We start from the raw sequence: 19735 nt of genomic DNA, 5'->3' as shown, positions 1-19735 counted from the left end.
GAACGAAAATTAAAACAAATACCCAAAACAATCCTTGTGTTATATACATTTTTTATTATATAACACAAGAAATGTAACATTCACGAACTTTGTTAAATTATTTCGAAAAAATAATACCTTGAAACTTTACATTTGCATCTCTAAATAGGTAGACATTTTAATTCTTATGTTGTAATCTTTGATAGAGAATAATTTAATTCTCATAGAACTCCCATATCGTTCAACTCGTTCAGCGAGAAAGGCAAACTGATGGAAACATTAGGACGCAAAACTACAGGAGCTAAGGTCGAAAGGCTATGCTAGCCAGTTACCGGACGGATAGGGTTGGTCTTGACCAATGCTCTTTTCATTGGTCTTTTTTTTGTTTATAAACAAATGAGAGTCGTTATCATTTATTAATAAAGTGTATATTTTAATAGTGTTACTTTATAGTAAGTTAATTAAGAAAGGTGATGTTAATGAGAAGATATTGGCATAAGCTATCATTTCTTCAAAAAAATGTATTGTTAACTGTGTTAGTTATTTTGACGCTTGTCGGTACTATGGGAGCGTTAAGTTTTAACATGTTTCAAAATAGCATGATGTCTATATTTGAAAGGCATTCTTTTGAAACAGGAGATACGGTATTACATAAATTAGACGCAGAAATATTGAGAGATGTTGCAAAAGACCCAACGGCAGAAAGAGAAAAGAGAGAGAAGTTAACAGAGAAATTAGATGAATCAACGGAAGAATTGAACAGTGTTGGACAAACCTATATTGTTGGAGCGAAAAAAAATGAAAAAGGTGAGCTACAAATCATTGATTTATCTACAGGTTTAGCAAATGTTGTTGAAGTAAGGCCGGGAGAATATTATAAACAACCAGACCTTTGGATGAAAGCATATGATAAAGTAATGAGCACAAAAAAAGCAAACATGACAGAAGTATATGAAGACGCATTAGGAACATGGGTAACGATATTAGAGCCAATTAAGGATGGAGAAGGTAACATTGTGGCACTTGTTGCAGCTGATGTAGATGCTTCTATTGTTCCTAGTACAAAAGAAAAGTTTATTATACAAGGTTTAATGTTTATTTGTATTTCTGTTTTAATTGCAACTTTTATTCAATTCTTAATTGTGCGTAACGCACTTGCTCCATTGCGGGATTTACGTGAAGGATTGCGCAGAGTCGGTGAAGGTGATTTAAGTATTAAATTAGAGGAAAGACCAGATGATATTGGTATTATTAATGCGTATTTTAATAATACCATTGAGAAGTTTAAAGGAATTATAGATAAAGTGAAGCAGACAGCAGAACAGGTTTCCTCATCTTCGCAAGAATTGTCAGTGAGTACGAAAGAGAATAGCATGGCAGTCCAAGGAATCGTAAGTTCTATAGTTGAGTTAAGGGCTGGCGTTCAATCACAAGAAACTTCAGTACCAAAGTACTTAGGTATTGTATATGAAATGGAAGATAGGATGGAAGAGATAACTAATATTACAAAACAAATGGCGAAAGAGTCTGAAGGTACGACGCATCATTCAGTAAAAGGAAATGGTGTTATTGAACAGACGATTAATCAAATGAACATAATACAAAATGCAGTACAAGATTTATCTTCTATCATTCATTCTTTGGAAACAAGATCAAAAGAAATTAGTGATATTGTAAATGTAATTACAGGTATTTCAAATCAAACGAATTCGCTAGCTTTAAATGCTTCTATTGAAGCTTCACGTGCTGAGGCAACCGGAAAGGGATTTGCCGTTGTTGCTGATGAAGTGCGTAAATTAGCAGAGCAGACGGAAGCATCAGCAAAAGATATAGCGAAATTAATAGGGGAAACACAAGTTGAAACGGAAGAAGCTGTTGTTTCAATACAAAAAGCTTCAAAAGAAGTAGAATCCGGAATTAAACTTTTTCAAAGTAGTGGTGCTTTCTTTGAAAAAATTTCAAAATCAGCACAATCTGTTACAAATCAAGTTAGAGTTGTTTCTAGCAATTCAAGTGATATATTGAAAAATAGCCAAAATATTGTTCGTGTTGTAAATGAACTATCACTTATTGCAAATAAGTATGCAAATAGTAGTAATAATATTGAAGAAAGTATGAAAGAACAGGAAATGTCTGTACAAGATATTGCTGAATTAGCTAGTTCTTTAAGCTGGCTTTCACAGGAGTTACAAGAGTTAATAGGGGAATTCAAAAGTTAAATGAAATGATTATACGTGCTTTTGTTTGTTCAATAAAATAAATCATGCTACAATGAAAACGAATTAAGGACCGGGGAGCCAATTGGCTGAGAGGATGTAAACAAACATCGACCCTCAACCTGATCTGGATAATGCCAGCGTAGGGAGTTACTTAAAGTGATGTAGCATATGTTATTCTATAATAACTTGCATACAAGGCTTTCCTACGCAGTAGGAAAGCCTTTTCTTGTTTTAATATTTCATTTTATAAGGGGGATTTTACTATGTCACAACAAGTTACAATTTCATTTTCAGTAGTACCACAAGCGAAGAACAAAGATGTGTATTCTGTTGTTGATAAAGCAATTGAAGTTGTACAACAATCGGGAGTTCGTTATGAAGTAGGGGCAATGGAAACAACGCTGGAAGGAGAATTAGATGTACTTCTTGATATCATTAAACGTGCGCAACAAGCTTGTGTGGATGCTGGAGCAGAAGAAGTGATTACTTCTATTAAAATCCATTATCGTCCAAGCACTGGTGTAACGATAGATGAAAAGGTTTGGAAGTACCGTGATGAATATGCAAAACCAGAAGCAATCTAAAATAATTACAACAATTTGGCTTATCCTTCTCATAGCGATATGGGAAGGATCTGTTTCATTATTTAAAATTGAACCGTGGATTTTACCGAAGCCTTCTGCCATTGTTCAAGAATTAATTGGAATGAAAGATTTACTATTACCGAATACGATGCAAACGTTACAAGAGGTTCTAATCGGACTGTTTTTTGCGATTTTAATTGGGACAAGTATTGCAATTATTATGGATGTTATCCCTTTATTTCGTATTTTAATAAATCCGTTGCTTGTTATTTCGCAAACGATTCCAATCGTTGTACTTGCACCGTTATTTATTATTTGGTTTGGATATGGAATGCTACCGAAAGTAATGGTAGTAATACTCGTTTGTTTCTTCCCGATTGCGCTCAGCATTTTAGAAGGTTTTCAAACGGTAGATAAAAATATGTTGAAGTTGTTGCAAACGATGAAGGCAACGAAATGGCAAGTTTACCAGAAAGTAAAGTTTCCAGCAGTGCTGCCATACTTTTTCTCAGGTTTAAAAATTGCAGTTACATATAGCGTAATGGGAGCAATTATTGGGGAATGGCTCGGTGCAAGCGAAGGGTTAGGAGTTATGCTTACAAGAGCTACAAAATCCTTTCTAACAGCCCGAGTATTTGGTGTGGCGGCAATTATTGTTATGGTGACATTATGTCTGTATTTTATCGTGGAGTTTATGGCAAGAATAACAGCACCATGGATATATAGAAAGGACGGCAGAAAATGAAAAAAGGTTTAAAAGTTATGTTGGCTGCCTTATTAGCAGTAGGTGTAGCTGGATGTAATCCGGCGAAGAAAGAAGAAAGTGCAAGTAAAGATCAAAAAGTAAAAGTAGTATTAGATTGGTTTCCGAATACGAATCATACTGGCCTATATGTAGCGCAAACGAAAGATTATTATAAAAAGCAAGGATTAGATGTAGAGATTATTCAGCCAGGTGATAATGTGACAGCGGAGCAAATGATAGCTTCCGGAAAAGCTGACTTCGCAATAAGCGCACAAGAAAATGTAACGTTGGCTCGTGTGGAAGGTATTCCTGTTGTATCTGTAGGAGCAATCATCCAACATAATACTTCAGCTTTTGCATCACTTAAAAAAGATAATATGACGTCACCAAAAGATTTTGAAGGTAAACGTTACGGCGGCTGGGGAGGACCAGCAGAAGAAGCGACGTTGAAGACAATCATGGAGAAGCATCAAGCTGATTTTAATAAAGTTGAAAAAATCATCTTAGGACAAACAGATTTCTTTAAATCAATCGGTCGTGATGCAGACTTTGAATGGATATATTACGGATGGGATGGAATTGAAGCGAAGCGCCAAGGAAAAGAGTTAAATACGATTATGGTGAAAGACTTAGACCCAGCGCTTGATTTCTATAGTCCTGTTATTATTACGAGTGAAAAACATACGAAGCAAGATAAAGACTTTGTGAAAAAGTTTATGAGTGCAACGACAGAAGGTTATAATTTTGCAATTAAAGAACCGAAAGAAGCTGCTGATATTTTAATTAAAGCAGTTCCAGATGTGAATAAAGAATTAGTACAAGAAAGTCAAAAATGGTTAAGTACGAAATATCAAGATGATGCAAAAACGTGGGGAGTACAGAAGGAAGAAGTTTGGACGAATTACATGAATTTCTTATATGATAACAAAGTTATTAAGAAGAAAATTGATGTGAAAGATGCCTTTACAAATGAGTTCCTTCCAAGTGAAAAATGAGTGGATTACAAATAAAAGAGATTGTAAAAGCTTTTGATGGAAAGAATGTATTAGCAAATATTAGTGCTTCTATACGAGAGGGAGAGTTCGTTTCCTTTGTAGGACCGAGTGGTTGCGGGAAAAGCACATTATTAAATATGATTGCAAATGTTGAAAAACCAACAAGTGGAAATGTAACGTATAAGGATACGCACGTACAAGAGCAAGATGTTGTAAGTTATATGCCGCAGCAGGATTTATTACTACCTTGGCGATCAGCTTTGCAAAATATAGTTCTTCCATTGGAAATCGAAGGGAAACCGAAAAAACAAAGGCTGACAGAGGGAATGGAAGCATTAAAGCAATTTGAACTAGATGAATATGCAGACCATTATCCAGATGAATTGTCTGGTGGTATGCGTCAAAGAATTAGTTTTTTGCGCACATATTTATGTGAAAAGCCAATTATGCTACTTGATGAGCCTTTTGGAAAATTAGATGCCTTTACAAAAATGGAAGTACATAGCTGGCTTTTAAACTCTTGGCACCAAGAGAAGCAAACAATCGTTATGGTTACACATGACTTAGATGAGGCAATCTTACTTTCGGATCGCGTATTTATTTTATCTCAAAGACCAGCATCAATAGTTGGAGAGGTACAAGTGAAATTACCTAGACCAAGAACGATGGATATGTTAACATCACTTGAGTTAAAGAAGGATAAGGAAGAAATTCTGAGAGTATTAGCTCCTTATATGAAAAAATAGAAAAAGCTCTTACCAGATTTAAATATAATTGCTGGTAAGAGCTTTTTTTTATAGAACATGAAAAGAATGAGAAGGAACAAAAGAAAAAATAGAGAATAGAATATAACAGAGTAGTTTATACTCTTAATATAACAAATGTTAAAGGAGTGAAAGGATAAAATGACTTTATCAACTGTTCTTCAAATGGTTTTAGCTTGATACGGGAGAAGTCTGCCCATTTTTAACGATTAAGCTAAATTGAAGACAGCAGGTAAAGAACCTTAATCCTTTTTTACGATAATATGTAATGGGTAAGGTGTATTCACCTTACCCATTTTTTATATGCACAATTAAATAAGGCTTTTTACTGTTGCTCTCTATTTAGCTTATGAATCATAAGTAGAGGAGAGAAAAAAATGAGTATATTAACAGTAGAAAATTTAAGTCATTCATATGGTGAGAAAACCATTTTATATAATGCGTGTTTTCGACTATTAAAGGGCGAGCATGTTGGGTTAGTTGGGAAAAATGGAATTGGAAAATCAACATTGTTAAGGATTTTAACAGGAGAACTTATACATGATGACGGAAACATTGAATGGTTTCCACATGTGAAGATAGGTTTTTTACAGCAGCATATGGATTTACAAGAGGGGATAACAATTGAAGGATACTTACAAAGTGCATTTTCTAATTTGTATAGGATTGAATGCGAAATGTTAAAAATTGCTGAAGAAATGAATGGAGCAGGAGAAGTAGAAAAACTGTTAGTAAAGTATGGAGAATTACAAACTATATTGGAAAGCTCTAATTTCTATCAAATTCATACAGAAATTGAAGAAGTAGCAATCGGTTTAGGTTTATTTGAAATAGGGTTGAAAAAGGATGTTTCAAAGTTAAGTGGAGGACAGCGAACAAAGTTATTACTTGGGAAGCTCCTTTTAGAAAAAGCTGATGTTTTATTGCTAGATGAGCCAACAAATTATTTAGATACAGCCCATATAGAATGGTTGCAATCGTATTTGAGACTGTATGAAAAAGCTTATGTGATCATTTCACATGACGAAGTATTTTTGAACAGTATTACGAATGTTATTTATCATCTAGAAGAACGGAAAGTGAAGCGGTACGTAGGAAATTATGAAAAATTTGTGCAAAGTTATCAATTGCAAAGGAAACAATTGCAATCGGCGCATGCGAAACAGCAAAAAGAAATTGCTCAGTTAGAAACATTTATTCAAAAAAATAAAATTCGAAAAGCGAAACAGGCCAAAAGTCGAGAGAAAGTATTGGAGAAAATGCAAAGGATTGAAAAGGTTAATCATGTACCTCGATCCCGTTTTGATTTCAATGTTTATGAGGAGCCAGTTAGTCGCATATTACAGGCTGAAAAACTAAGGATAGGATATAGTTCTCCGTTATGTCCAGAATTGAATTTGCAAGTAAAAAAAGGAGAAAAGATAGCGATTGTTGGTCATAATGGGATTGGAAAAACGACAATGTTAAAAACGTTATTAGGTCAAATAAAGCCGCTAAGCGGTTCAATTTCTATTGGAGAACGAGTAAATCCTGCTTATTTTGCGCAGGAAGAGTTTGCTTCAGAAACAACACCATTAGAAAAAGTTTGGGCAGAACGACCAGATATGACAAAGAAAGAAGTACGCCAAGCATTAGCAAAGTGTGGATTGAAAGAAGAACATGTATTAAAACCTATTCGTTTATTAAGCGGCGGGGAACAAACGAAAGTACGTTTATGTGAACTTATCGTAACGAAAAGCAATGTTTTAATTTTAGATGAACCGACTAATCATTTGGATATAGAAACAAAGAAGTCTTTGCAGGAAGCGTTACAACAATATAAAGGAACAGTTTTACTTGTCTCACATGAGCCTTCTTTCTATGAAGCATGGATAACAAAAGTATGGAATATAGAAGAATGGGATGCTGAACGATATGAATAAAGAAAAGGCATTAGCTTGTATAAGCTAATGCCTTTTCTTTGTGATTAACATGATTTTCGAGAACTCTTACATGAGAATTGTATGAAGAAGCACTCTTATGGTGCGCTTATAAGCGTGCTTTTTCTTATGTTATGTTTATATTTAGATGCCTTTCCCTAATAGGCGACTATCTTTCTTTGTATATATAGATAGTTTGAAATGGAATGAAAATAATTCCTATATGTAAAGGATAATGTGATTAGTATGGGAAGACAATAGAACTTAAAGGAAATTCATGTAAAATTCAGATGAACTTCACACGAACTTCATATTAGAAACCAAATATAATTATAATAGGTTATTGTAATTATAATTGGTGATTTTTCATAACATTAAAAGTTTGAATTTAGGATAGAGCACTCAAACCTAAATTCAAACTTTAGTGAAATAATTAATGGAGGTTACGCTTAGTTTTCGCTAATGGATGCATTTACAAGTTCGGCGGGAGTGCCTGTTCCTGCCCCTCCGATTGTAACGGATCCACCAGGAGGAATTTCACCATTCCATCCTGCATTCGTAATTACGTAATGATTATTTATTTTACTACTAATTTTAGAATCCCAAACTTGTGTTAAATTGCCGTTATAATCAAATTCTAATTTCCAGTTTTTAATAGGGGTCGTTCCACTATTTTTAATTACAATCGAGAAGTTGTAACCACTTCCCCAATTTGAAGTGACTGAAAAGGTAGCATTACCATTTCCACCAGGGGGTGTTGTATCAGTATCATCTGTTTTTACAATGATAGAAGTAGGCTGTGATTTATTCCCGGCAGCATCTTTTGCAATTATTGAAAATGTGTATTCGGTATTAGATTTTAAGTTTTTGATTGTAATGCTATTTGTTGTTGTACTCCATTTCTCTTCTCCGGCAGTAATTTCATATTCCGTAACTCCTACGTTATCAGTAGATGCAGTCCAGTTTAATTGAACGGAGTTTGAATTTTTATTTGTAACAGCAATATTTTTTACGTTTGTTGGGGGCTCAGTATCTTTTTGAGTAATAGGTCCACCAAGTAATCCTTTTACTAACGTATCAAGCAATTTTGGTCCACTGCAACTATATTTTGGACTTGTACGGCAATCCCCGCTTAGTTCCCAAAACATTGCGCCACTTAGACCCTTTGTCTTTATATAGTCTGTTTTATATTTCATAGATTCGTTGTCATCATAGCTAATAAACGTGCCTGTAGTCGCATTATATAAATAAGGTACTTTCGCTACATCGTTCCAGTGGCGAACAAAACCATTTTTATTAACATAATTAGCTGCTAAATCACCATAATCGTACACACCTGTGTCACCGGTAGAATAATCATCCCAAGTACCTTTAGAAGCGAGCTTTCCGTCACTACCTGGTTTACAAGGTTGGTATTGCCCATTATTTTCTTTTCCGCAACTTTTCCATCCACGTCCGTAAAAAGGTACACCTAATACGAGTTTATCCGCTGGAACCCCTTCATTTGTATAAATGTCTATCGCACCATCTACATAAAATTTTGTATCCGCTGCTGGGTCATTTGAATCTTTGTATAGTGCTGCATTATGGTTAGAAGTAGCTTCCCATCCACCGTGGAAATCATATGTCATAATATTAATCCAATCAAGTATTTGAGAGATCTGCTTTAGCTCTGTATGATCCGCATAACGTTGGCTTGCACCTGATGCGATTGTTAGTAAATATTGTTTCCCATCTTCTGCAGTAGCTTTCGTTAATGCATTTCGAACATCTTGAAGGAGTAGGGTGAAGTTTTGCTTATCTTCAGGACGATAACTACCACCAGGAATCGTTTCAACGCCCGGATATTCCCAATCTAAATCAACGCCGTCAAATCCATATTCACGAAGAAAAGCTACTGTAGATTCAGCGAATACTTTTCTTGTTTTTTCATCAGCTGCCATATCAGAAAAGCGGTTAGACCAAGTCCAGCCACCAACTGAAATAATTGTTTTTAAGTGAGGATACTTAGCTTTTAATCGTTTCAGTTCTCCGAAATTTCCACAACGGGCGTATTTATCACAATCTTCCCAAGTTGTACCTGATCCCGGATAAGATTTTGTGACATCAGCCCATGGTTCACCGAGTACGAGAGTGCCATTAGGAACCTCTTTATTTTGCAGTGGTACACCAGACTCTTTACAGTTCCACGTTTGTTTATTTGGATTATCGGGGTGAGTAGAAGGGTTTCCATGTTTTCCATTCCAGCAAATATCAGCGAAAGCATAGTTTAAATGAGTTAGCTTTGATGCATCAATGTCTGCAACTTGATAATTACGTCCGTAAATGCCCCATGAAGGAAAATACCCAACAATTTTTTGACCTTGCTTTGGTGAATCTGCTAATGCAACATTTGGAGTAATAAAGTTTGTAAGAAAAAGAGGTAAGAAGAGTAGTAGGGATAGTAATAGCAGTGTGAATTTTTTGGAGCTCATAGTCATTTCTCCTTTCAAAATAAAAGATATATTTAAAGGCATGCGCCAATAAACCAAAGTGAATCTAGACGTATGAAACGTCTAGATAAAGTGAAACTTTAATCAGTGGGGGGCTTCATCCCCCACTGATTATCAGCCCTCACCAATCGGACTTTTATGGGCAGTTGATCCCCCACCTAACTTCTTTGCTTTCGCTAAATTTTGAGGTGGGGGTCTTACTGCCCATTAAAGCGGGATAAAAATGATAAGACATCACGAAGTCTATACAAGGGAGCTGGGGGTGATTAAATCGTAGCAAATGTAAGATTTGGTGTAAACGCTTTATTTGATTCGCAAAGATTTTCTCAATATGAAATGGCTCTAATACAGACTACACATGAAAATAAAATATTGATTAGGGAGGAAAAGGCTCCTTGTAATTAAATTTGAGAAAAAATTGTATGAATTCAATTTGTAATAGCGTAGCAAGATGAGAAAATATCATGTAAAATAATAGTAAAAATATGTAAAGGAGCGAATGGTGTGGATGTCTTTTTGAACATTGCTGAAGAAAAAATTCGACAAGCAATACGGAATGGAGACCTTGATCATATTCCGGGAAAAGGAAAACCACTACAATTAGAAGACCTTTCAATGGTACCTCCAGAACTTAGAATGAGTTATAAAATCTTAAAAAATGCGGGTATGATTCCACCAGAAATGGAACTACAAAAAGATATATTAAAAATAGAAGACTTAATTGCGTGCTGTTATGATGAAGCAGAGAGAAAAAAATTACAAGAAGAGTTAACGGCAAAAACGCTGCGTTTTCAGCAGGTAATGGAAAAGAGAAAGATTAAAGAGAGTTCAGCTTTTCGTATGTATCAGGATAAAGTATTTCGTAAATTACGCTAAGAGGGATAAGATGAATAAATTTGAAACGATAGAAGAATTAGCGACACATATTGAAGAACAACAATTAGTACTGCTCTTTATTAAAACGGAAAATTGTGGTGTTTGTGATGTTATGCTAAGAAAAGTAAATGGTCTATTAGAGAATTATAATTACGTAGAGAAAGTGGAAATATTACTACAAGACATGCAAGAGATTGCGGGGCGTTATGCAGTGTTTACAGGGCCAACAGTTTTATTATTTTATAATGGAAAAGAGATCCTTCGTGAATCGCGCTTCATTTCACTTGAAAATTTAGAGAGAACCATTCAATTATTCGAAGATTAAGGGAGGCTTTTATATGGAATTTATTATTGTCATACTATTATTTGTTGTAGTTGGAATAATTGTAACAGCAGTTCGATCAAACAAAAAGAAGGTAAATCTTACGAAACAAAATAACATTCATAATTCATCTAACAACTCATCACCATTATTTTTCTTTGCTGGATCTGATAATGATAGCTCGCATGGAGGTTCACATGATTGTGGAGGATCTTTCGGTGGAGATAGCGGAGGTAGCTGCGATGGTGGCGGAGGTGGCGGTGATTGATGAAAATGCGCCTTATATAGGCGTATTTCTTTTTAAACAAACGTTTGATTAGTTGGCTTACATATGCATAAAAACAGTTAAACAAACGTTTGATTAATATTTTTAACGTACTAAGGGGAATAGAAATGAAAAGGGAACCGAAAGTGAAAAATAAGGGGAAAGTAGTGTTATTTTTATTAGCTGCGGGAGGCGTATTTCTTGTTAAATTAGGATTTAAAATTGGAATAATACATATGATTCGAACGTGGTTTGAAAGTACGTTTTCTTAAATAAGGAATATAGCCTCTTGTAATAGAGGTTTTTAATTTGTTATTATTAGACTGAACGGTCGGTTTAAAGAGGTGTAAATATGAGAAGAAGTGCAGAAGAGATAAAGAAAGAAATTGCATATAAAGCAGAAAGTCTGTTTTCACAGAAGGGTTATGCAGCTACATCTATGGAAGAGATTTGTGAAATTACAAAGCGAAGTAAAGGAAGCATTTATTATCACTTTAAAAGTAAAGAAGAATTATTTTTATTTGTAGTGAAACAGCATACGTATGATTGGCTTGAAAAATGGAATGAAAAAGAGAAGTTGTATAGTACGAATACTGAAAAACTATATGGTCTCGCGGAATATCATGTCGAGGACATACAGCAACCCATTTCAAATGCAATAGAGGAATTCTCTATGAGCCAAGTTGTAAGTAAAGAGATTTTGGATGAACTATTGGCTTTAACTAGAGAATCATATGTTATGTTTGAGAAACTAATTGAAGCAGGTATACAGTCTGGAGAGTTTCGTGAAGATAGTACGCGCGACCTTATGTATATTGTGAATGGATTATTATCAGGGCTTGGAGTACTTTACTACGAGTTAGATTATAAAGAGCTGCAACGTATTTATAAAAAGGCAATAGATGTATTGTTAAAAGGAATGGCAGCTGAATAATAAATCAGTTGCTTTTCTTACAAAACAAATTAGACCGAACGGTCGGTTTATGAAAGGGGAATGAAAATGAACGCTTTATTTAAAAACCGAGCATTTATGCTCGTTATGGCATCTGATATTTTACAACAATTTGCAATTTGGATCAGAAATATGGCTCTTTTGTATTTCATAATGGAGCGAACGAATAATGATCCAGTTTCAGTTTCGTTGTTATCGGTTATGGAATATGCACCTATTTTTATTTTCTCGTTTATCGGTGGGGCGCTAGCTGATCGCTGGAATCCGAAAAGAACGATGGTTGCTGGAGATGTATTAAGTGTACTGTCTATTGTAGGAATTGTCTTGTTGTTAAAGCTGGATTATTGGCAGGCCATATTTTTTGCAACACTCATTTCCGCGATTGTAGGCCAATTTTCTCAGCCATCATCTTCGCGTATATTTAAGCGCTACGTAAAAGAAGAGCAGGTAGCAAATGCGATTGCATTTAACCAAACATTACAGTCATTATTTATGATTTTTGGACCAGTGATAGGATCACTTGTGTATACACAACTTGGTTTATTTACGTCACTATATAGCTTAATCATTTTATTTTTGTTATCTGCTATTGCTCTTTCGTTTTTACCAAAATGGGTGGAACAAGAGCAAGTGGCGAGAGATTCATTAAAAAATGATATAAAAGAAGGATGGAAATACGTTCTTCATACGAAAAATTTACGTATGATTACGATCACTTTCACCGTTATGGGCTTAGCTGTTGGATTAACGAATCCATTAGAAGTGTTTCTTGTAATAGAGCGTCTTGGAATGGAAAAGGAAGCAGTTCAATATTTAGCCGCAGCTGATGGGATAGGTATGTTAATCGGTGGTATTGTTGCTGCAGTTTTTGCTTCAAAAGTGAACCCGAAAAAGATGTTTGTATTCGGTATGAGCATATTAGCAATGTCATTTTTAGTAGAAGGGCTATCTACATCATTTTGGATTACTAGTTTCATGAGGTTTGGAACAGGTATTTGTTTAGCTTGTGTTAATATCGTTGTCGGTACGCTTATGATTCAACTTGTACCAGAAAATATGATTGGAAGAGTAAATGGAACAATTTTACCACTGTTTATGGGGGCAATGTTAATCGGAACTTCACTAGCTGGAGGATTGAAGGAGATGACCTCACTAGTTACTGTATTTTGTATAGCAATGGCACTTATTTTATTTGCGATAGGGCCAGTTCTACGCATGCAAATAAATAAAGAAGATGTCGCTAATAAAGAGGAACTAACAAATTCGTTAGCTTCGAAATAATCATTGTAAGGGAGCAGGATTGCTCCCTTTTCTTGTGGCAATCTTTTGACAATGACATGCCCCAACTATATACTGATGATGTAAAAACGAGTTTACAGGTTAGGAGAAATGGTGTGAAAAATCAAATCTATGAATTACGCACTGAAAACAATATTTCACAAGGTGCATTGGCTGATAAGTGTAAAGTTTCTAGACAGACGATAAATGCAATTGAGAATAATAAATATGATCCAAGCTTAGCGTTAGCATTCCGTTTAGCTGAAGTATTAGGAACAACTGTTGATAAACTATTTTTGTACAAGTTGTAGGGGGAGTAGTTGTTGGGGAAAGAGAAAATAAGCCTTGTAGTTACGGCATTAGTAGCTATAAGTACGTTAGTGTTTGCACTCTATTATTGGTTAACTGAACTTCAAGTAAACTGGTATGCACTATTTATTTGTAGCATCGCATTACATTATATGTTTAAAAGTTTGGCATCGCATAATGTGGAAGGGACAACGGAGGAGAAAGAAGATGTAGAAAAACATGTATTAAAAATAAGTGCAAATGTTACGTATTATGTACTTGTTGTATTAATTTTTGGTTTGTTTTTCGCATCGGTAGGTTTTAATAAATGGATTGATTTTCATAACATACCGCTTTTGTTTGCGTTATGCGCTGCGATAGTTGTAAAGCCGGCTGTAGAATTTTTAATTGTAAGACGTTATCGCTAAAAATAAAGAAAAGATCCTCTTCTCATGAGAAGAGGATCTTTTTCTTATAGCGTTTTAGTTTTTGGACTAGGTGGTGTAACGGACGTATCATTTTCGGGAACTCTAGTTAGTAAGAATCCACCGATAACGAACAGTACAATAATACTAAGGACACCAGCGTTGGTTTTTCCTGTTAATTGCGTTGTAACACCGACTAATACTGGACCCATAATTGCCGCGAATTTACCAAAGATATTATAAAATCCGAAGAATTCATTTGCAGATTCTTTTGGTACTAGTTTTGCAAAATAGGACCGACTAAGTGCTTGAATACCACCTTGAGAAGTGGCAACTAACATTGCTAAAATCCAGAAATCGAGTGTCGTTTTTAAGAAATAAGCATATATGCAGATAATGATATAAATAATAATACCGACGTATAGCATTTTTTTACCTGTAAATGTTTCTGATAACTTTCCGTATAATAAGGCGAATGGACAAGCTACAATTTGTGTGACAAATAAGATGATTAATAGATTCGTTGCACTAATACCGAGATCTGTTCCGTAAGCGGTAGACATAGTAATAATTGTATCGACCCCGTCAATGTAGAAGAAGTAAGCGATTAGGAACATAAATACGGTTTTATATTCTTTAATATTTTTAAAAGTATCAGCAAGGCGTTTGAAGCTCATTGCAATTGGTCTTGGATGACGTTCAATATAATGTGTTTGCTCTACATTTTTTAGCATTGGAATTGTAAATAATCCCCACCAAAGAGCTGTTATTGCGAACGAAATTTGACTAGCAATGCCGACTGATAAAGGGATAGTTCCTTTTTGAGCAAGAATAATAAGAGCGATACAACCGATAAAAGGAATTGTGCTTCCAATATAACCTAATGCAAAGCCTCTTGTAGAAATTCGGTCCATTCTATCTTTAGAGGTAACATCTACTAAAAATGCATCATAAAAAATGTTTGCTCCCGCAAAACCGACTAATGCGAGCATATAGCAGCCTAGTAATAAGTACCACTGAGATGTTGGGACGACTGCTAGCATACTTGTAAATACGATACCGAGTCCAAAGAAGAATGTGAAAAATCGTTTTTTAAATCCTTTATAATCAGCAACTGTGCCGAGAATAGGGGCAAGTATAGAAATTAAAAGTGTAGCGAAAGAGTTTGCATATCCCCAATATGCCGTTGAAGTTGCACCAGATAGTCCGGCTTCTTTTGCAGCTGCTTTAAAGTAAATTGGGAATAATGCAGTTGTAATGACGAGCGAATATACCGAGTTCGCCCAATCGTATAATATCCAGCTTTTTTCTTGTCTGGACATTTTTTTCATATAATGTTCCCCCTTAAATTGTTCTACTAACAGTGTACAAAAATAAAAATTATAAAAAGAGAAACAGTTATGATTTTTACATAACTTTTACATATATACACAGTTCTTTACAATTGAAGTAAATCCTCTACAATTGATCCGTCTGTTTCACCTAAGTGTAAACCGAGTAGTCTAGCGATAGTTGGACCTTCATCAATAAGTCTCATGTACGGAATGGTAACGCCGCTTTTTATCCCTTTCCCAGCAGCGATAAAAATTGTTTCATAGTTAGGTTTTGTTGGAGAGTACCCATGCGTACCAAATGTATATTTTTTACTGGGCGTAACATCTTTTTCAGTAATTTCTTTTATAAAATCGCCTGTATAGTTTTCAGTGAAATAATATCCTTCTTGTGCTTCCAACATAAATAAACAATTACCATCTGCACCGCAGTCTTTTGCAGCTTCATCATGAAGCATAAATTCAATACCGTTTTGTTTATTTTGAAGTAACTCTTCAAGTAGTAGTTGTACTTTTCGAATTGTATCCGTATCATTTTTGTCTTTCACATATACATAGGCAGAGCCGTCGCAACTTTGGCAATAGACCTTCCAGTCTACTAATTTTCCTTTTGAATTTATAAATATAAGCCCATTTTGATGAAATAGTACATTTAATTGAATGGCTTTGTTTTCACTTAAAGCGCTATGATCACCGAGAGCGATAATTGTACTTTCTTCGTATAGGTCACTGTCTTTTAAAGCTTGAATAATTTTTCCTAGCCGTTCATCATGTCTTTGGATAGCAGCTATTGTTTCGTTAGATTCAAAGCCGTGATAGTGTCTTTGAGTGTCTAAATCGGTGAAATGTATAAACATGACATTAGGCCTCTTCGTCTGGATTGTATGCACAGCAGATGCAAGTACGAAATCATCGAGTTCAGGCTGTGATAAGCCATTTCTTATATGACCAAAACGCTGATTCAAATCTAATTGATATAGTGGGCTACCGCTAAATAATGAAACTAAGATTTGATTTTGCCACGGTCTATTTGGAAAAATTTCAGGTAAATTGTAATCAATATTTGCTCTGCCGGTAACAGGCCATAGAAGGGCAGCTGTCGTTAAATTTGCTTTATGTGCTTCATCGTATAACGTTGTTCCTTTAATGGATTTTCGGTACCAATGCCAATCTGGTGACTCGCGTCCAGGTTGAAGTAACGTATTGCTAACTACGCCATGTTTATTAGGGTAGTTTCCAGTAACGATTGTTGAGTGACTTGGATATGTTACAGAAGGATAAATAGGTTCCACTTTTCTCGCCATCGCGCCCTTGTTTATTAATGTTTGAAAATTAGGGAGTTTTTGTAATATAGGAAAATCTAAAGCTGATAAGCAATCGAAAGATAAAATAATGACGTGATTTGTTAATGCTTTATCCATAAAGTTCCCTCCTGATTATATAAAACCTATTCTTATATATTACTATTAATACCTAGTAATAAAAATATATTTCTAGGTAAAAATTTATTATTTATTTTCAGAAAAATTAAACATATAATTAAGTATAAGGGAATGAATGGAAGGAGGGAATACTATGGATTGGCTAGATGGATTTAGTATCTTTTACATCATTGGCGGAATTACGATTATCCTTGTATTTACTATTTCGTATTTACTAAAGAAACGGTTTCCAAACAAACAGTTCGATATTATATTTGCACTTAGTTTAATACTTCTTTGCTTAGCATCCTTTCCCGTTACAATGATGGTGATTGGTGGATGGGAAGGAATGGGATATGGATTTATTGGTTTCTTCGTTCTACTTGGTACACTTATCGGTATGATTGCACATCAACTGGTAAAAATCTCGCGAAAAAGCTACGTATAAAACTGCAGAAAATGAAAAGAATATATAAAAATGAGAAAATTAGCTATTGTTTAAAAAAAGAATTTGTATTATGATAATCAACAAATTTATTTCGTTATAACGATGAAAAAGGACTAGTACATGTTCAACCTTTTTAGCAGAGAGAGAATCCGCTAGGCTGAAAGATTCTTAAAAAGGCGATATGGAACCTACCTTTGCGTTCTGCATATGCAGCGGGAATTTCCCGTTATCAAAAAGAGAGCATGCACAATTTTTGTGCATGAATCAGGGTGGTAACGCCGGCAAAGCTCGGTCCCTATTTAGGGACACGGGCTTTTTTGTATTTTCAAAAGGAGGAAGATTGACTATGGCAAAAGAACAAGTACAAGCGATTACGAAGATGGAAGAGGATTTTGCACAGTGGTACACAGATATTGTAAAAAAAGCAGAACTTGTTGATTATTCAAGTGTAAAAGGATGTATGATTCTACGTCCGTACGGTTATGCCTTATGGGAAAATATGCAGAAAGTTATGGATGAAAAGTTAAAAGCAACTGGTCATGAAAATGTATATATGCCAATGTTTATCCCAGAGAGCTTATTGCAAAAAGAGAAGGATCATGTAGAAGGATTTGCTCCTGAAGTAGCATGGGTGACACATGGCGGGGATGAAAAATTAGCGGAGAGACTTTGTGTACGCCCTACATCTGAAACTTTATTCTGCGAGCATTTTTCAAAAATTGTGCAATCCTATAATGATTTGCCAAAGCTATATAATCAGTGGTGTTCAGTAGTTCGTTGGGAGAAAACAACGAGACCATTCCTTCGTACAACGGAATTCTTATGGCAAGAGGGCCATACAATTCATGAAACAGCAGAAGAATCGCAAGCTGAAACGTTACATATTTTAAATCTATATGCTTCTTTCTGTGAAGATTATTTAGCGATACCAGTAATTAAAGGGCAAAAAACAGAAAAAGAAAAGTTTGCAGGAGCAAAGGCAACTTATACGATCGAAAGTTTAATGCATGATGGGAAAGCACTTCAAACAGGAACATCCCATAACTTTGGAACGAATTTCTCTGAAGCATTTGATATTAAATTTTTAGATCGCAACGGTAAGTGGCAATATGTACACCAAACATCTTGGGGTGTATCAACAAGAATGATAGGTGGACTTATTATGGTTCATAGCGATAATAATGGTCTTGTAATGCCTCCTAAAGTTGCACCAGTGCAAGTTGTTATTGTACCAATTGCGCAGCATAAGGAAGGAGTTTTAGCGAAAGCAACAGAGTTACAAGAACATATTCAAAAGGTTGCACGAGTAAAAATAGATGCTAGTAATAAAACACCAGGCTGGAAATTTAATGAGTATGAAATGAAGGGTATTCCAATTCGATTAGAAGTTGGTCCTAAAGATATTGAAAAGAATCAAGTTGTACTTGTAAGAAGAGATACGAAAGAAAAAGAATTTATATCAATAGATCAATTAGAAGAGCGTATTCCAGCACTACTTGAGGAAATTCATAATTCTTTATTTAATAAGGCAAAAGTATTCCGCGATGAGAATACATATAGTGTGACGAATTTCGAAGAGATGAAAAAAGTAGCTGATGAAAAGCAAGGATTTATTAAGGCAATGTGGTGCGGAGAATTAGCTTGTGAAGAGAAACTAAAAGAAGAAGTTGGAGTATCTTCTCGCTGTATGCCTTTTGAGCAAGAGCATTTAGCTGACGAATGTATTTGTTGTGGTAAAGAAGCTAAACAAATGGTGTATTGGGGAAAAGCGTATTAATGCTTTTTTGATAGATGATAAAAAGGACTTTGGGCTGCATAATAAAATGCAATCCAAAGTCCTTTTTAGTTTTGCAATTTGTTTCATGTATGTTTTAGATGGAAGGATGTGTTTTTATTTTGCGTTTTTACGGCGAATAAATAGTAACATACCGATTAGGAATGTTGAAAGTCCCATTAAAATAGATGCAGGATAATGTGTTGCCGTATTAGGTAACTTATCGCCTTGTTCTTTCGCATTATCTTTTACATTGCCACCTTGAGAGCCGTTGCCACCCTGAGAACCGCTATCGTCTTTAACGCGGTTGCCGCCTTGAGAGCCATTGCCACCCTGAGAACCGCTATCGTCTTTAACGCGGTTACCGCCTTGAGAGCTATTGCCACCTTGAGAGCCGTTGCCACCCTGAGAACCGCTATCGTCTTTAACGCGGTTGCCGCCTTGAGAGCCATTACCACCTTGAGAGCCACTGCTGCCAGAACCACTGCCACCCGAGCCATTGCCACCCGAGCCGTTGCCGCCAGAACCGTTACCACCGGAACTGTTGCCACTAGAACCACCGCCATCAGAACCGTTACCGCCTGAGCCGTTGCCACCAGAACCGTTACCACCAGAACCGTTACCACCAGAACCGTTACCACCAGAACCGTTACCACCA

Annotated in this window: 20 protein-coding genes, 2 riboswitches and 1 other annotated feature; of the genes, 16 read left to right on the top strand and 4 right to left on the bottom strand. The window is 35.5% G+C overall.

Annotation, left to right across the window (positions count from 1 at the left end; translation table 11 throughout):
* Nucleotides 1-230 precede the first annotated feature (230 nt).
* Nucleotides 231-315, top strand: a riboswitch (cyclic di-GMP riboswitch).
* A gap of 143 nt (nucleotides 316-458) precedes the next feature.
* The 6 genes from CER22_RS17065 (at nucleotide 459) to CER22_RS17040 (ending at nucleotide 7208) form a co-directional block, all read left to right on the top strand.
* Nucleotides 459-2198 carry a methyl-accepting chemotaxis protein gene (locus tag CER22_RS17065; RefSeq protein WP_088061608.1) on the top strand — a complete coding sequence of 580 codons (1740 nt, stop codon included), beginning with the start codon at nucleotides 459-461 and terminating at the stop codon, nucleotides 2196-2198.
* A gap of 61 nt (nucleotides 2199-2259) precedes the next feature.
* Nucleotides 2260-2361: riboswitch (TPP riboswitch) on the top strand.
* A gap of 100 nt (nucleotides 2362-2461) precedes the next feature.
* On the top strand, nucleotides 2462-2782 hold the full coding sequence (locus CER22_RS17060; RefSeq protein ID WP_000082897.1) for an MTH1187 family thiamine-binding protein: 321 nt from the start codon (nucleotides 2462-2464) through the stop codon (nucleotides 2780-2782).
* Nucleotides 2754-3527: an ABC transporter permease gene (locus tag CER22_RS17055; RefSeq protein WP_001057159.1), complete on the top strand. Its 774-nt coding sequence runs from the start codon at nucleotides 2754-2756 to the stop codon at nucleotides 3525-3527. The genes CER22_RS17060 and CER22_RS17055 overlap by 29 nt, the downstream gene beginning before the upstream one ends.
* Entirely contained in the window at nucleotides 3524-4522 is a 999-nt protein-coding gene (locus CER22_RS17050; protein WP_088061610.1) for an ABC transporter substrate-binding protein, read from the top strand. The genes CER22_RS17055 and CER22_RS17050 overlap by 4 nt, the downstream gene beginning before the upstream one ends.
* The gene (locus tag CER22_RS17045) at nucleotides 4519-5268 is read left to right on the top strand and encodes an ABC transporter ATP-binding protein (protein ID WP_060486908.1); all 750 of its coding nucleotides are present in this window, start codon (nucleotides 4519-4521) and stop codon (nucleotides 5266-5268) included. Before CER22_RS17050 ends, CER22_RS17045 begins: the two co-directional genes overlap by 4 nt.
* Nucleotides 5269-5663: 395 nt before the next feature.
* On the top strand, nucleotides 5664-7208 hold the full coding sequence (locus CER22_RS17040) for an ABC-F family ATP-binding cassette domain-containing protein (protein ID WP_060486909.1): 1545 nt from the start codon (nucleotides 5664-5666) through the stop codon (nucleotides 7206-7208).
* A gap of 446 nt (nucleotides 7209-7654) precedes the next feature.
* Here CER22_RS17040 and CER22_RS17035 read toward each other — a convergent pair whose 3' ends face one another.
* Nucleotides 7655-9679 (bottom strand): glycosyl hydrolase family 18 protein, encoded by a 2025-nt coding sequence (locus CER22_RS17035; RefSeq protein WP_088061612.1) that lies wholly within the window; start codon nucleotides 9677-9679, stop codon nucleotides 7655-7657.
* A gap of 522 nt (nucleotides 9680-10201) precedes the next feature.
* On the opposite strand from CER22_RS17035, the gene CER22_RS17025 reads away from it, so the two are divergent.
* The 8 genes from CER22_RS17025 (at nucleotide 10202) to CER22_RS16990 (ending at nucleotide 14106) form a co-directional block, all read left to right on the top strand.
* Nucleotides 10202-10573, top strand: coding sequence for a J-domain-containing protein (locus CER22_RS17025; RefSeq protein WP_048541924.1), 372 nt, complete (start codon nucleotides 10202-10204; stop codon nucleotides 10571-10573).
* A gap of 10 nt (nucleotides 10574-10583) precedes the next feature.
* Nucleotides 10584-10898: a thioredoxin family protein gene (locus CER22_RS17020; RefSeq protein ID WP_088609249.1), complete on the top strand. Its 315-nt coding sequence runs from the start codon at nucleotides 10584-10586 to the stop codon at nucleotides 10896-10898.
* 13 nt (nucleotides 10899-10911) lie between these two features.
* A complete protein-coding gene (locus tag CER22_RS17015; RefSeq protein ID WP_088609248.1) occupies nucleotides 10912-11163 on the top strand; it encodes a hypothetical protein in 252 nt (83 codons plus the stop codon).
* A gap of 125 nt (nucleotides 11164-11288) precedes the next feature.
* On the top strand, nucleotides 11289-11432 hold the full coding sequence (locus CER22_RS17010; protein WP_000817984.1) for a hypothetical protein: 144 nt from the start codon (nucleotides 11289-11291) through the stop codon (nucleotides 11430-11432).
* Between the two features lie 80 nt (nucleotides 11433-11512).
* Entirely contained in the window at nucleotides 11513-12094 is a 582-nt protein-coding gene (locus tag CER22_RS17005; protein WP_048541915.1) for a TetR/AcrR family transcriptional regulator, read from the top strand.
* A gap of 66 nt (nucleotides 12095-12160) precedes the next feature.
* Nucleotides 12161-13393, top strand: a complete 1233-nt coding sequence (locus tag CER22_RS17000; protein WP_088061618.1) for an MFS transporter — start codon at nucleotides 12161-12163, stop codon at nucleotides 13391-13393.
* Between the two features lie 56 nt (nucleotides 13394-13449).
* Entirely contained in the window at nucleotides 13450-13701 is a 252-nt protein-coding gene (locus CER22_RS16995; protein WP_074651450.1) for a helix-turn-helix transcriptional regulator, read from the top strand.
* A 12-nt stretch (nucleotides 13702-13713) separates the two neighbouring features.
* Nucleotides 13714-14106 carry a hypothetical protein gene (locus tag CER22_RS16990; protein WP_000514014.1) on the top strand — a complete coding sequence of 131 codons (393 nt, stop codon included), beginning with the start codon at nucleotides 13714-13716 and terminating at the stop codon, nucleotides 14104-14106.
* Nucleotides 14107-14150: 44 nt separating this feature from the next.
* Here the strand turns inward: CER22_RS16990 and CER22_RS16985 are convergent, their stop codons facing one another.
* Both CER22_RS16985 and CER22_RS16980 read right to left on the bottom strand, forming a co-directional pair.
* Nucleotides 14151-15434 (bottom strand): MFS transporter, encoded by a 1284-nt coding sequence (locus CER22_RS16985; protein WP_000738835.1) that lies wholly within the window; start codon nucleotides 15432-15434, stop codon nucleotides 14151-14153.
* 107 nt (nucleotides 15435-15541) lie between these two features.
* Nucleotides 15542-16855 (bottom strand): alkaline phosphatase family protein, encoded by a 1314-nt coding sequence (locus CER22_RS16980; RefSeq protein ID WP_088061620.1) that lies wholly within the window; start codon nucleotides 16853-16855, stop codon nucleotides 15542-15544.
* 154 nt (nucleotides 16856-17009) lie between these two features.
* Between CER22_RS16980 and CER22_RS16975 the strand changes: the two genes are divergently transcribed.
* A complete protein-coding gene (locus CER22_RS16975) occupies nucleotides 17010-17303 on the top strand; it encodes a YesK-like family protein (protein ID WP_060486918.1) in 294 nt (97 codons plus the stop codon).
* Nucleotides 17304-17396: 93 nt separating this feature from the next.
* Nucleotides 17397-17603 (top strand) — a binding site (T-box leader).
* Between the two features lie 46 nt (nucleotides 17604-17649).
* Nucleotides 17650-19080, top strand: coding sequence for a proline--tRNA ligase (gene proS / locus CER22_RS16970; protein WP_088061622.1), 1431 nt, complete (start codon nucleotides 17650-17652; stop codon nucleotides 19078-19080).
* 114 nt (nucleotides 19081-19194) lie between these two features.
* Here proS and CER22_RS16965 read toward each other — a convergent pair.
* Nucleotides 19195-19735 (bottom strand): LPXTG cell wall anchor domain-containing protein (locus CER22_RS16965; protein WP_142293503.1); only part of this gene is annotated, 541 nt, incomplete at its 5' end.

It is taken from the genome of Bacillus sp. K2I17 (assembly GCF_002209985.1).
GTDB classification, from domain to species: domain Bacteria; phylum Bacillota; class Bacilli; order Bacillales; family Bacillaceae_G; genus Bacillus_A; species Bacillus_A wiedmannii.
This window is presented reverse-complemented; position numbering and strand designations above follow the sequence as displayed.